12 protein-coding genes are annotated in these 13,175 nt (G+C 35.6%); 6 read left to right on the forward strand and 6 right to left on the reverse strand.

All coding sequences use genetic code 11. The features are described 5' to 3' along the window. Positions 1-54 precede the first annotated feature (54 nt). Positions 55-1,419 carry a saccharopine dehydrogenase C-terminal domain-containing protein gene (locus tag Q0838_RS02375; RefSeq protein ID WP_298950803.1) on the reverse strand — a complete coding sequence of 455 codons (1,365 nt, stop codon included), beginning with the start codon at positions 1,417-1,419 and terminating at the stop codon, positions 55-57. A gap of 53 nt (positions 1,420-1,472) precedes the next feature. On the opposite strand from Q0838_RS02375, the gene Q0838_RS02380 reads away from it, so the two are divergent. Beyond that, positions 1,473-1,868: a DUF423 domain-containing protein gene (locus Q0838_RS02380; protein ID WP_298950805.1), complete on the forward strand. Its 396-nt coding sequence runs from the start codon at positions 1,473-1,475 to the stop codon at positions 1,866-1,868. A 53-nt stretch (positions 1,869-1,921) separates the two neighbouring features. Then, entirely contained in the window at positions 1,922-3,535 is a 1,614-nt protein-coding gene (gene pckA, locus Q0838_RS02385; RefSeq protein WP_298950807.1) for a phosphoenolpyruvate carboxykinase (ATP), read from the forward strand. A gap of 101 nt (positions 3,536-3,636) precedes the next feature. On the opposite strand, the gene Q0838_RS02390 is transcribed toward pckA, so the two are convergent. Both Q0838_RS02390 and Q0838_RS02395 read right to left on the reverse strand, forming a co-directional pair. Further along, entirely contained in the window at positions 3,637-4,377 is a 741-nt protein-coding gene (locus Q0838_RS02390) for a uroporphyrinogen-III synthase (RefSeq protein ID WP_298950808.1), read from the reverse strand. A gap of 29 nt (positions 4,378-4,406) precedes the next feature. Beyond that, entirely contained in the window at positions 4,407-5,057 is a 651-nt protein-coding gene (locus tag Q0838_RS02395) for a DUF4271 domain-containing protein (RefSeq protein ID WP_298950810.1), read from the reverse strand. A gap of 77 nt (positions 5,058-5,134) precedes the next feature. Here Q0838_RS02395 and Q0838_RS02400 point away from each other — a divergent pair, with 77 nt between their 5' ends. Genes Q0838_RS02400 through Q0838_RS02410 form a run of 3 tightly spaced genes read left to right on the forward strand, consistent with a single transcriptional unit; the run spans position 5,135 to position 7,637 of the window. Continuing rightward, entirely contained in the window at positions 5,135-5,866 is a 732-nt protein-coding gene (locus Q0838_RS02400; protein WP_298950812.1) for a polyprenol monophosphomannose synthase, read from the forward strand. Next, positions 5,863-7,203 carry a dihydroorotase gene (locus Q0838_RS02405; protein ID WP_298950813.1) on the forward strand — a complete coding sequence of 447 codons (1,341 nt, stop codon included), beginning with the start codon at positions 5,863-5,865 and terminating at the stop codon, positions 7,201-7,203. Before Q0838_RS02400 ends, Q0838_RS02405 begins: the two co-directional genes overlap by 4 nt. Next, on the forward strand, positions 7,200-7,637 hold the full coding sequence (locus tag Q0838_RS02410) for a DUF4296 domain-containing protein (RefSeq protein ID WP_298950815.1): 438 nt from the start codon (positions 7,200-7,202) through the stop codon (positions 7,635-7,637). The genes Q0838_RS02405 and Q0838_RS02410 overlap by 4 nt, the downstream gene beginning before the upstream one ends. On the opposite strand, the gene Q0838_RS02415 is transcribed toward Q0838_RS02410, so the two are convergent. Further along, positions 7,634-8,635: an NAD-dependent epimerase/dehydratase family protein gene (locus Q0838_RS02415; protein ID WP_298950817.1), complete on the reverse strand. Its 1,002-nt coding sequence runs from the start codon at positions 8,633-8,635 to the stop codon at positions 7,634-7,636. The genes Q0838_RS02410 and Q0838_RS02415 overlap by 4 nt on opposite strands. Positions 8,636-8,717: 82 nt before the next feature. Here Q0838_RS02415 and tyrS point away from each other — a divergent pair, with 82 nt between their 5' ends. Continuing rightward, positions 8,718-10,016, forward strand: a complete 1,299-nt coding sequence (gene tyrS / locus Q0838_RS02420) for a tyrosine--tRNA ligase (RefSeq protein ID WP_298950819.1) — start codon at positions 8,718-8,720, stop codon at positions 10,014-10,016. A gap of 79 nt (positions 10,017-10,095) precedes the next feature. On the opposite strand, the gene Q0838_RS02425 is transcribed toward tyrS, so the two are convergent. Continuing rightward, positions 10,096-11,076: an acyl transferase gene (locus Q0838_RS02425; protein WP_298950929.1), complete on the reverse strand. Its 981-nt coding sequence runs from the start codon at positions 11,074-11,076 to the stop codon at positions 10,096-10,098. Positions 11,077-11,151: 75 nt separating this feature from the next. Continuing rightward, positions 11,152-13,092: a T9SS type A sorting domain-containing protein gene (locus Q0838_RS02430; RefSeq protein WP_298950822.1), complete on the reverse strand. Its 1,941-nt coding sequence runs from the start codon at positions 13,090-13,092 to the stop codon at positions 11,152-11,154. Positions 13,093-13,175 lie beyond the last annotated feature (83 nt).

Below are 13,175 nucleotides of genomic sequence, written 5' to 3' on the forward strand. Positions count from 1 at the left end.
AAGCCACTTACTAATTAGTTAATAAGTGGCTTTTTTAGGTTACTGTAAAGATGACTAAAGGTTTAATTTATTATAACCTAGGTAGTCTGTCTCGCTTTCGCGAAAGCGAATGCCATATCCTTCTAATTCTTTAAGAATAGGCTGGTATACAGATTCTTTAATAGGAATTTGCACTCCAGGTTCCATAATTTCTTTATTTAATATTTTTAAAGCAGCAATAGCTACAGGTAATCCTACCGTTTTTGCCATAGCAGTTTGAAGTTTTCCATCGCCTAGACATACCATAGTACTGTCTATTTGTTTTTGTTTTCCATTTAATTCATAGCCGAATTTATGATACATCACAATCATATCTTTTTCTCCAGGTTGTAATGTCCATGAATCTTCTAGAATGGCTTGTAACATCTGTGCAGGTGTAGCATCTTTAAGGCCTATTTTCTTTTCACCATTAAAAATATTTAACTCTTCTAGTTTTAACCACATAATATCGTCTTGATCTATTTTTAGTTCGTGACGCATTTTTAGTTCCACACTATCTGTAGGAGAGTAAGGTAAAAAGCTATTGACAAAATCACGATACGACATGTGTTGAGAGCCTTCTATCGTATAGGTGTCGTCTGTCATGCCTAGTTGTACAAACATGTTCCATGCTTTACTGAAACCTACGCGTCTCATGGTACCTCTATATAAAGTAGAGATGTCTTCTAGGCCATACACCTTTCTGTATTTGAGACTATTTCTATTTGCTAGAGCCTCAAAACGTCCATAACCCTCTACATCTAGAAACTCTGTTCTTCTAAAAAGGCGATGGTATGGTATGTATTTATACTTACCTTCTTGAATAAATTTTGCGGCGCCGCCTTGTCCTGCCGTGACTACATTGCGTGGGTTCCATGTAAATTTATAATTCCATAGATTGTTATCGTTTTCTGGAGCAAGTAGTCCACCGGTAAACGATTCAAATAATAAAAGTTTACCACCTATATTTCTAATACTATCTATTACTTGCATGGCACTCATGTGGTCTACTCCAGGATCTACGCCTATCTCGTTCATAAAAACGAGGCCTTTTTCTTTAACTTCTTTATCCAGCGCTTCCATCTCTGGACTTACATAACTCGCAGTTACCATGTTTTTATTATAGGTTACACAGTCTCGGGCAACTTCTATGTGAAATCTTGCTGGTAGCATGGATATAACAATATCTGCTTTTTGAACCTGTTTTTTACGCTCTTGTGGATTGAAAATATCTAATTCTATCGCAGTGGAATTTTTATGATTCTGACTTAACGATTGAGCGCTCTTCACGTTTTTATCAGCGATGATTAAATGTAGGTTATGTTCTTTAGATTTATTAAGAAGATAATCTACTAATACTCCGGTAGATTTTCCCGCTCCTATTATTAAGATATGACGCATGGCTGTTGTAATTTAGTGCCAAGTTAAGTGACTTAATTAAAATTCAAGAAACAATGGAGAGAAAGTTATTAATCGTGGGTTGCAGTTTTGCGGTTATCGCGGTAATTTTAGGAGCTCTAGGGGCTCATGCATTAGAGAAAGTGTTAGAGCCGCAGCAGTTAAAAAGCTTTGAAACAGGTGTGCGTTATCAATTATTTCATGCCATTGCGTTGATTGCTTTTTCTCAAGTAAATATTTTATCAGATTCTTCAAAAGGCGTTTTGTTGTATTTATTTGCTATCGGAATTGTGTTGTTTTCATTTAGTATTTATGGACTTTCAGTATCAAAATGGCTTAAAATAGGCTTAAAGTTTCTTGGTCCGATAACACCGCTAGGTGGTTTAAGCTTGATATCAGGGTGGTTCTTTGCCTTATGGAAAATCATTTCACATAATTCTATTAATAATTAGTGAGAGCCATTTGAGAGTTATATTTTTGCATAAATCTTAATTAAAGGATTATCATGAATTCAAACACCTCTATTACGCAATCGATTGCGTTAACCGAATGGGGAATCAAAAATTCCAAAATCAATTACCAACTCACGCCTGAAATTTTACAAGAGAAATCTGTAAAGGATTATGGCGGTAAAGAAACTGATAATGGCACGCTCGCGGTTCATACAGGTGAATTTACCGGTCGTTCTCCTATGGATAGATTCATTGTAAAAGATGATGTTACTGAAAAATTAGTCTGGTGGGGAGATATCAACCTTCCTTTTGAATCAGATAAATTTGATGTATTACTGGATAAAGTAATTTCTTATCTAGATGGTAAAGAGCTTTTTGTGAGAGATGCGTATGCATGTGCTCATAAAGATTACCGTCTCAAATTAAGAGTGATCAATGAGTATCCATGGTCTAACATGTTTGCTTATAACATGTTTATCAGACCTGAAGAAGAAGAGCTTATAGGCTTTGATCCAGAATGGACGGTGATAAATGCACCAGGATTTATGGCAGTCCCAGATCAAGATGGTACAAGACAGCACAACTTTGCTATTTTAAATTTTTCTAGAAAAATAGCCTTAATAGGAGGTACTGGTTATACAGGTGAGATTAAGAAAGGAATTTTTAGTGCTCTTAATTTTATCCTACCTGTTTATAAAAAAACGTTACCTATGCACTGTAGTGCAAACGTGGGTAAGGATGGTAGTACAGCAATATTCTTCGGCCTTAGTGGTACTGGTAAAACAACACTCTCGACAGACCCTAATCGAGCTTTGATAGGTGATGATGAGCATGGATGGACCGAGGATAATCAAGTCTTCAATTTTGAAGGTGGTTGCTATGCAAAGGTGATTCATCTAGACCCAAAAGGAGAGCCAGAAATTTTCAATGCAATACGACCTGGAGCCATTCTAGAAAATGTTATTTTTAAAGAAGATAACACCGTTGATTTTGCTGATACTTCTATTACTCAAAATACAAGAGTAAGTTACCCTATACATCATATTGATAACATAAAAGTACCGTCTCAAGGAAAAAATCCTAAAAATATTTTCTTTCTTACTGCCGATGCTTTTGGAGTACTGCCTCCTATTTCAAAATTAACACCTGGCCAGGCTGCCTATCATTTTATAAGCGGTTATACAGCAAAGGTAGCTGGTACAGAGGCAGGTGTTACAGAACCTATGCCTAGTTTTTCTGCCTGTTTTGGTGCGCCGTTTATGCCATTACACCCTACTGCATACGCAGAGATGTTGAGTAAGAAAATGAAAGAAGCAGGTGTGAACGTGTGGTTAGTAAACACAGGATGGACTGGCGGTCCTTATGGTGTAGGTTCTCGTATGAAGTTAAAATATACTAGAGCTATGATTACTGCCGCGTTAGATGGGTCGTTAGAAGAAGCTAATAAAGGTAATTACCATATACACTCTATGTTCGGTGTAGCGCAGCCTAGAACCTGTCCTAATGTACCTACAGAGGTGTTGAGTCCACGTAAATCATGGAATAATGATAAAGGTTATTATGAAACTGCCGAAAAATTGAGACAGTTCTTTATCGATAACTTTAAACAATTTGAGAGTGAAGCATCAGAAGAAATTCTAGCTGGTGGTCCACCTAGAAAATTATAAGCTTACCCTTTAATAAGGTGGCATAAAAAAAGTCCTGAATAATTTATTCAGGACTTTTTTATTTGTTGTGATTCCGCTTTCGCGAAAGCGGGAATATTATCTTATGCTTTATCTTTAATATAATTCTCGATAGCCATAGTCATTGATGGAGACTCTGGTGTAGGTGCTTGAATATCTATTCTTAAGCCTTTATCTTCGGCAGCCTTCATGGTAGTGTTTCCAAAAACTGCAATTCTAGTTTGCTCTTGAGTAAACTCTGGGAAGTTTTTAAATAAAGATTCTATACCACTAGGGCTAAAGAATACTAATACGTCATACTTCACATCAGCAAGATCAGAAAGGTCACTAATTACCGTACGGAAAAAAGTACCACTAGTCCATTTAACACCTAGTTTATCTAACTCTGCAGGAGTAGAATTTCCTAATTTATCAGAACTAGGCACTAAGAACGTTTCGTTTTTATGTTTTTTAATAAGAGGAGAAAGTTCTGGAAAAGTTCTTTTACCTACATAAATCTTACGTTTACGGTAAACCACATATTTTTGTAAATAATAAGCAACCGCCTCGCTCTGACAGAAGTATTTTAAAGAATCAGGTATCTTATACCTCATTTCTTCAGCAACTCTAAAGAAGTGATCTACCGCATTACGGCTGGTTAGAATAATAGCTGTGAACTGAGATAAATCAATCTTTTGCTCTCGCACTTCTTTTGCTGCAGCTCCTTCAACATGAATAAAGGAACGGAAGTCTATTTTCACCTTTGTTCTATCGACCAAATTCTGGTATGGTGAATTTTCCATTTTAGGTTCAGGTTGGGAAACCAAAATTGTTTTCACTTTCATAAACTCATTTTTCTATTAAACACAAGTCCTCACAGCATAAAATACTTATATAAAAGTAGATAGGGTGCGATTTCAAGCGCGCAAAGGTACAAAATAAAATATAAAGGAGCCGTTTTTAAATAGGAACGATAGGTGTAAATTAAAATTAAGTTGTAAGTAAGCAAGAATATCGCAACGATTATCAAGGCTATTAAGAATGGAATTTGCTCCATATGAAAGGCATAGATAACCATAGAATTAATTAGAAGTAGTCCGAACGAGAATATAGACCTGTTCATATTTCTATGATGATCTATCACTTCAACGATATTTTCAAAATCACACAAGTTTGCAATTAGTTTTCCTAGATATTGTTTGCCTAATAAAAAAGTAGTGATAAGGGTTAAGGTTAGAATAAAGTTGATAAATTGTGGCGAGCTTGCCATCCTAGATTGATAATATAGATAGATAAATAAAGAGAGATTTATACCGTAAACTACCTGACTAGATACTATAAGTAAACTAGTACCCTCGCCATTAGATTTTGATATTTTTATGAATCTATCTTTAAAATAAGAACTGAGTAAATCACTTAATAGAATAGAAGAAAACCATTTTGCTATTGCTAGAAACGCTATACTTACTAATAATGTAAGTGTTATCCAGTCATTTGTTAATATGTTGCGTAATTCAAAGTTCATAATGGTTAGCAAAATTAATATGATTTATCAAAGGTTGGGTATGCTGCTAGAATAATTGTCTATTTTTGCCGCTGGTTATGAAAAATACAGTAATTATTATTCCTACTTATAACGAGATCGATAACATTAAGTTGATTATCGATGCTGTTTTAAGTCAAAGTGATGATTTACACTTGCTTATAGTAGATGATAATTCACCAGATGGTACCGCTCAGGTGGTTAAAGATAATCTTTCTCATTATTCTGGTAGATTATTTTTAGAAGAACGAGAAGGTAAGCAGGGTTTAGGTACGGCATATATTCATGGATTTAAGTGGGCACTTAAAGGAGGTTATGAATTCATTTTTGAAATGGATGCAGACTTCTCTCATAATCCTAATGATATCTCTGTGTTGTATAATACTTGTAAAAATAGAGGTGCAGACCTCGCTATAGGTAGTAGATATGTACGTGGTGTGAATGTTGTTAACTGGCCCATGTCTAGAGTTTTACTTTCTTACTTTGCCTCGAAGTATGTGAGATTCATAACCAGAATGTCGATTCACGACACGACTGCAGGATTTAAATGTTATAAAGCATCACTACTAAGTAAGATCAATTTAGATAAGATTAAATTTGTAGGTTACGCATTTCAAATAGAAATGAAGTTCAAAGCTTTTTTATTAAAAGCTAATATTATTGAAGTTCCCGTAATCTTTACAGATCGTTCTAAAGGGCAATCTAAAATGAGCGGTGGTATTATACATGAAGCTGTTACTGGAGTATTTATTATGAAAATTAAAAGTTTAATAGGGAAGCTTGAATTATGAAGAAGACATTAATTAAGAACGCTAGAATCGTAACCGATGGTGTCACTAAAGAAGGTGATGTTTATATAGAAGGAGATACAATCAAAGAAATAGCAGAAAGTATAAGTGCAAAAAATGCAGATACTATTGTTATCGATATAGAAGGTAAATACTTATTACCTGGAGTAATTGACGACCAGGTGCATTTTAGAGAGCCAGGTCTTACACATAAGGCAACTATACTCACAGAAAGTGCAGCAGCTGTAGCAGGTGGAATCACCACATTTATGGAAATGCCTAATACAAGCCCACAAACCACTACCATTAGAGAATGGGAGAAAAAAATGGAAACGGCTGCAAATGATAGTCATGCTAACTATGCTTTCATGTTTGGTGGGACTAATGATAACCTAGAAGAAATTCTTAAAGTCGACACCTCTAGAGTACCTGCTTTAAAATTATTTTTAGGATCTTCTACAGGGAATATGCTTGTAGATGATAAAGAGGTGCTGCGCAAGATATTCTCTAAAGTAAAATTGCGTATCGCTCTACATTGTGAAGATGAGGCTACGATTAAAGCTAACTTCAAAGAAGCTTTGGATACCTATGGAGATGATATCCCTATGGACCAACATCCTAAAATAAGAAGTGAAGAGGCTTGCTACATAAGTAGTAGTGGTGCCGTAGAGCTAGCTAGGCAGACCGGCGCTAGAATACATGTATTCCATTTGTCTACAGGAAAAGAGACGTCACTTTTTTCTAATAAAAAACCTATTCGAGATAAAAAAATCACTGCAGAGGTGTGCATACATCATTTATGGTTTAGTGACAAGGATTATGCTACAAAGGGCAAATTTATAAAATGGAATCCAGCAGTGAAAACATCTAAAGATAGAGATGAGTTGTGGCAAGCCCTACTAGACGATCGTATAGACGTGATCGCTACAGACCATGCACCACACACGCTAGAAGAAAAATCAAATCCATACACTAGTTGTCCTAGTGGTGGCCCATTAGTACAGCATGCATTACCTGCCATGTTGCAATTTGTTCACGACGAAAAAATTTCTATAGAAAAAGTAGTAGAGAAAATGTGTCATAATCCAGCATTACTATTTGATATAGATAAACGTGGTTTCATAAGAGAAGGTTATAAAGCAGATCTTGTGGTAGTAGATACTAATAATCCATGGACAGTAACTAAAGAAAATGTGCTCGCAAAATGTGGGTGGTCACCATTTGAAGGTGTTACATTTAAAAGTCGTGTTATGCAAACCTTTGTAAATGGAGAGCAAGCTTATAAAAATTTTAAAGTGAGCGATCATAAAAGTGCTCAAGAACTTTTTTTTAAACGATGAAAAAAATAACTGCCCTATTCTTAATCCTTTTTATTCTATCATGTTCTAATGTAGAGAAATCGGTAGCGCCAGATAATCTGTTTGATCAAGATAAAATGGCAGCTATTATCACCGATTTATACATTGTTGAAGGAGCGATATCTTCTAATAGAGCTGCTTTTATTAAAAAAGGTGTGCAACCCAGTTCTTATCTTTTTAATAAATACAATATGGATAGTATAAGTTTTCAAGAGAACTTAAATTATTATTCAGACAGGGTAGAAGAATACATGCTTGTAATTAAAAAGGTACAAGATAATTTAAAAGTCCTTCAGGACTCTGTAAATTCAAGGCAAGAAAGAATCAATAAAGAACAAGAAAACTTAATTCCTAAGAGCAAGATTGATAAAGATAGTAAAAAGCAGAGAGTAAAAAATATAGAAGAAGAGCTCTAGTACTTTCTTTGCTTGTAAAATTTACAAACCCTTTCTATGGTTTCCTGAGTGGATATAAAATCAAAGCTTAGAGTTTTTTTTGCATTCTCATTAGAATACGAAGTTTTTGAACTAAGTGAATTAACAGTTGCCGTGTTTAGTTTTCTTTTTAAGCCTAAAAGATTGGGGATTTTCAATAAATAAGAAATAGCGGTGAGCAAACTTTTAGATAGCTTTATGCTAGGTTTCTTTCTATTCAGTGAGATCGCTATATAGTCTAAGATATCTTTGTAGGATTTATTTTCAGACACTAATATCATGCGGTCATTAGTATAACCACTCTCGGTAAGCTCCTGCATTGCTTTTACTACATCTCTCACATCTACAAAACCGCTACTGCCAGTTGTGTAGAAACGGTTGCTACGCGCTGTATTACTAAATAGTTGACCAGAACCATTTTCCCAATTACCTTCCCCTAGAATAATTCCAGGATTAACGATAACTACTTCTAGCTTTTCTTGTGTCGCCCGCCAGGCCTCCATTTCTGCGCCAAATTTTGTGATCGCATATTCTGTATTTAGGCCATCTAGATTAAAATAGTCGTCTTCATTTACCGTACTACCATTTATAGATTCTCCTAGAGCAGCAATGCTACTTACATGGCATAATTTCTTCACACCACTCGCTATGGCTACATTGATCACATTCTCTGTGCCGCGCATGTTTATGCTTTTGAGGTGTTCAAAATCTAGCCCATCAATTGCGGCAGCACAATGATAAACGGTAGTGATGTTTTCCATTGCTTTTTCAAGACTTGGAATCTCAAGAATATCGGCTTGTAGCCACTGAAAATTATCGACTTGTACACTTGCGCCTTTTTCATAAGATTCAAAAATCTCACGCGTTTTATCAAGAGTTTTTAGATCTCTATAAAGAGCAATGATATTGTTTCCGCTTTCGCGAAAGCGGTATAACAAATGTCCACCTACTAATCCTGTTGCACCTGTGATTAAAATCATGCGGTAAAAGTACACAATACAAGGCTTAAAAAACCTTTAAAAAAAGCCAAACACATATATTTGCAATCGTAAAAATGGAATTATGGCTTACAACTTTGTAGAAGAGTTAAAATGGCGTGGTATGATACACGATATCATGCCCGATACAGAAGAAATGTTACAAAATGAAGTGGTGTCTGGTTATATAGGTTTTGACCCTACTGCAGACTCTCTTCATATAGGTAGTATGGTGCAAATCATTCTTTTAATGCATTTACAACGTTCTGGTCATAGACCTATAGCTCTAGTAGGTGGTGCCACTGGTATGATAGGTGACCCTAGTGGTAAGAGTGCAGAGCGTAATTTACTTACACAAGATATTCTAGATAAAAATATTGCAGGAGTAAAAAGTGTTATTTCAAGATTCATTGATTTTGAAGCTGGTAAAGAAGAAACTAGAGCTAAATTAGTGAATAATTACGACTGGATGAAGGATTTTAGTCTTATAGATTTTGCTCGTGATATAGGTAAGCACATCACAGTTAATTACATGATGGCAAAGGAGTCTGTAAAGAAACGTGTCTCTGGAGAAGGTGATGGAATGAGTTTTACTGAGTTTACTTATCAATTATTTCAAGGTTATGATTACTTGCACCTTTATCAAAATGAAGGTGTAAAATTACAAATAGGTGGTTCTGATCAATGGGGAAATATTACTACCGGAACAGAGTTAGTACGTCGCGTGGCGAGAGGTAAAGCATATGCTCTAACAACTCCTCTTGTTACTAAAACTGACGGAACTAAATTCGGTAAAACAGAAGGAGGTAATATCTGGCTAGATGCAGATAAAACAAGTGTTTATAAATTTTATCAATTCTGGATTACAGCAACTGATGACGATGCGGTAAACTGGATTAAGATTTTTACATTCTTAGATCAAAAAACTTGTGAGGCTTTAATTGAAGAGCATCAAAAAGATCCTGGTTACCGTGTGTTACAAAAACGCCTTGCCCAGGAAATAACTACTTTAGTTCATGGGAAAGAAGCTTATGAAACAGCCGTCGAGGCTTCTGGAATATTATTTTCTAAAAAAGTAACTCCAGAGCAATGGGGTAAAATGGATCAAGCAACCTTACTAGAGATTTTTGATGGAGTGCCACAAGTGGAAATAGAAAGAACTACAATCTCAGATGGTGTGGATGTCATTACATTTATGAACGAAACTACTGGTTTTCTTAGCTCTAATGCTGAGGTACGTAGAGCGCTTAAAGAAAATAGCCTAAGCGTTAATAAAAATAAGATCGTAGAAGATAAGGTGATAACCGAGGAAGATGTAATTGCTGGAAACATGATCTTATTACAACGTGGTAAGAAGAATTACTTTTTGGTTATACTGAAGTAAACTTACGTTACAACTACACTAAAAAGATCATCTAGAAATAGGTGATCTTTTTCATTTTATAATATTTTCATTTACTACCTTAAGTAACTGCCATTAAATTACAACCACGTATATCAGAGTGGTCAAACCTTCCTAAAACTTGAAAGCTGCCGTTCTTAAAACTTTTACCTAAGTCTTGTGTTGCGATAAAAGAACAGGAATTGTAATTTGCTAGATCTATAACATTTAAGCCGCCTGTTTTATTATTATCTATAAGCGATAAGGGATCATTTGTGTCTCTAGTAATTACCTTCATCCATTGCGGTGTGGTAAAATTGATGCCATCACTCGCATAGGCTTGTGATAAAAGTTCGGTCATGCCATATTCACTTTGAATACTCGCTTGTGGGAAAGCTGTTTTTAGAATCTGGTGTAGTTCTGGTTTTACGATTTCTTTGCGCATACCTTTCATACCGCCAGTTTCTATAATAATGACATTATCGAGCGGCATGGCATACTGCTCTGCAAGTTGTAGTAAAGCAAATGTAACACCGATAAGAATTACTTTCTTATTGGTTTTTTGTAAGCTTTTTAGAACAGCTGCTAGGTCCTCTAAATTGTTGAGGTAAAAACCGCTTTCTTTGTGTCCAGATGTATTAATCCATCGCTGTGCCATATAGACTAATGAAGAGCCTGTACGGTCTAAATAATGTGGTAGTAAGGCCAGAACCACATAATCTTCCATCTCTCCATAGGTAGTTTTAAAGCTGTTATCTAGACTGTCGTCATAAACTTTTAAGTCCGTTACAAGATGTTTAGAAACTATACTGCCTGTTGTGCCGCTGCTGGTAAATGTAATTTGCGCAGGGTTCTTATCGCTTATTACCTGATGAGATTTAAAAAATTGAATTGGTAAAAAAGGGATTTTTTCTATGGAGTCCACTTCTTTTATGTTTAATAAATCGCAATACTGTTTATAGACTGGATTGTGTTGTCTTTGATATGTGTAAATTTTTAAAGCGATTTGTTCAAAGGCTTCATTAGAGTCTATATCAAAAACAGAAAATATCACATCAAGAATTTGAAACAAAAGTAAATAAAAAAGCGCCGCAGTAAAACTGCAGCGCTTAGTAAATTATAAAGGTAAGTTATCCGATTATTTGATAACTAGTTTACGTGTTTGAGTTGCGTCTCCTTGAGAAACCTTAACGATATACATTCCAGAATTGAGGTTACTCACATTTAATTCATTTGTAAGTCCAGCTGCAGTTAATACTCTCTGCCCTAAAGTAGAGTAGATAATTACATCAACGGCTTCTCCATTTGTAGAAACTATGTTTACTGTAGAACCATTTACAGGATTAGGATAAATCTTAAAAGTATTTGCGTTAAAAGTATCGTTAGATAATGTAAAGTCATTTACTGCTCCAGGAGTACCTAGATCACCATCACCATAAGCAGTTACAGCTAGACCCCAGTTTGTACCTAAGTCATTATCTGTAGAGTTATAGCTGTTTAGAGATAATTCCATGCTCTCACCAACTTCATCAGGAAAAGTTGCACCGTTATCCCAAGAAACTTCATCGATAACAGTTCCTCCACATTGAATAGATAATTCATCAAATCCATTTCCTAAAAATGTAGAAGTACCATCATAAACATAATCAGGAGTGATTCCACCGTTTGCAAGTGGATCAGCGCTAGCAACAAATACAGCATATCCATTTGCAGGAACAACTACAGAGAGAATTACTGTAAAATTTTCGTTTGGACTTGTTAAATCTACAATCTCATAACCTAACATGTCTATTGCAGCTCCTGTTGTGTTGTATACTTCAAAGTATTCACCAACATTATCATTTACCGCACCAGGGTTTTGCATGATTTCTGTTATTATTAAATCTCCAGGGTTTGCACAAGTTACATTACCTAGACACGCAGGGCTTGAGATGTTGCGAGTTAAAGTACATGAGCTATTTGCTGCATCACCAGTAACTGTAACTGTAAAGTCTACACCTTCAGTAACACCTGTAATTGTAATCTGTCCAGCTGCAACAGTAGAAGGATCATCTCCAGCTACAGTTCCATTACCAGCAGTGTCAATAACATAAGTAGAAGTACTACCGCCTGTAAAATCTATAGTTACATCATATAAATCTACACCAGCTGTAGATGTCTGACACGTTTCAGTGATTGTGCCTAATTGTAGGTCACATGGGAATGCAACGTCAAAACTAGTTGAGTCAGTAGTGACTAACATAGCACCGTTTACCATTGAGACAGTTACATTATAAGTAGCGCCGTCTATTACGGTTATGGAATAAGGAGAAGTAACATCTAGATTATCAGTACCATTTACTGATACATTAAATGTTGCTCCAGCAGGAAGGTTCATAGAGTTCCATGTAATATCAGTTGTAGTTGTACCACCAGCAAGTGTAGATCCATCAGAAGGAGCAGTAATGGTAACAGCAGGAACGGTAGACATAACAGTTGTGTAGGTTCCTATTCCACCTATTAAAGTTTCAAAAGTATCTGCACCACCTTGACAAATTCCAAGGTTGTTTAAAGAACCTGCACCACCAAATACCCAGTTAGCTTCTACAAAACCATTATCTGGTCCAGTACCGTTAATTCTTTTTGCAGAAGAATCTGCATATTCCCATGCCTGACCAGATCCGTCCACATCGCTTACTCCATATTGATCAATTACAGTACTAGTAGCTGTTTCAATAATTCTAATACGGTCATCACCATTTAGGTTAATTACATTATCAGTAAGTACCGTAGCACTTGCTACACCAGGAAATTCAGTAGTTAACGCTCCTGCACTATCTGTAGTTGTTACATAGATAAAAGCATCTGTAACAGTACCTAATTCAGAAAGATCAAATGCATTACCCCAAGTTGTGTTTCCGTTAGTTTGATTTTCTAATGAGAATAAAGTAAAGTCAACTGTACCGCTGGCATAAATCTCTAGTAATTTAGGGTTTCCACCAGTACAATCACCGTCTACAATAGAGGTAATTATAGGTTGTTGAGCAAAAGAAGTAGCCGCAATAAAGAACATTACGACATTAAAGTAAATTTGTTTCATCTTGATGTAGTTTTTTTGCAAATATACAATTTCTTTAACAGGGTAATATTTGGCTTTCAGTTATTTAACCATTAGGTAACATG

The sequence above is a fragment of the uncultured Nonlabens sp. genome (assembly GCF_947495285.1).
In the GTDB taxonomy this organism is placed as follows: domain Bacteria; phylum Bacteroidota; class Bacteroidia; order Flavobacteriales; family Flavobacteriaceae; genus Nonlabens.

Excerpts from the sequence above, each read along its gene's own strand:
- Q0838_RS02430 (WP_298950822.1), bottom strand. The coding sequence starts at position 13,092 with ATGAAACAAATTTACTTTAATGTCGTAATGTTCTTTATTGCGGCTACT.
- Q0838_RS02380 (WP_298950805.1), top strand. The coding sequence starts at position 1,473 with ATGGAGAGAAAGTTATTAATCGTGGGTTGCAGTTTTGCGGTTATCGCG.
- Q0838_RS02395 (WP_298950810.1), bottom strand. The coding sequence starts at position 5,057 with ATGAACTTTGAATTACGCAACATATTAACAAATGACTGGATAACACTT.
- Q0838_RS02410 (WP_298950815.1), top strand. The coding sequence starts at position 7,200 with ATGAAAAAAATAACTGCCCTATTCTTAATCCTTTTTATTCTATCATGT.
- Q0838_RS02405 (WP_298950813.1), top strand. The coding sequence starts at position 5,863 with ATGAAGAAGACATTAATTAAGAACGCTAGAATCGTAACCGATGGTGTC.
- Q0838_RS02400 (WP_298950812.1), top strand. The coding sequence starts at position 5,135 with ATGAAAAATACAGTAATTATTATTCCTACTTATAACGAGATCGATAAC.
- Q0838_RS02415 (WP_298950817.1), bottom strand. The coding sequence starts at position 8,635 with ATGATTTTAATCACAGGTGCAACAGGATTAGTAGGTGGACATTTGTTA.
- tyrS (WP_298950819.1), top strand. The coding sequence starts at position 8,718 with ATGGCTTACAACTTTGTAGAAGAGTTAAAATGGCGTGGTATGATACAC.
- Q0838_RS02390 (WP_298950808.1), bottom strand. The coding sequence starts at position 4,377 with ATGAAAGTGAAAACAATTTTGGTTTCCCAACCTGAACCTAAAATGGAA.
- Q0838_RS02375 (WP_298950803.1), bottom strand. The coding sequence starts at position 1,419 with ATGCGTCATATCTTAATAATAGGAGCGGGAAAATCTACCGGAGTATTA.
- pckA (WP_298950807.1), top strand. The coding sequence starts at position 1,922 with ATGAATTCAAACACCTCTATTACGCAATCGATTGCGTTAACCGAATGG.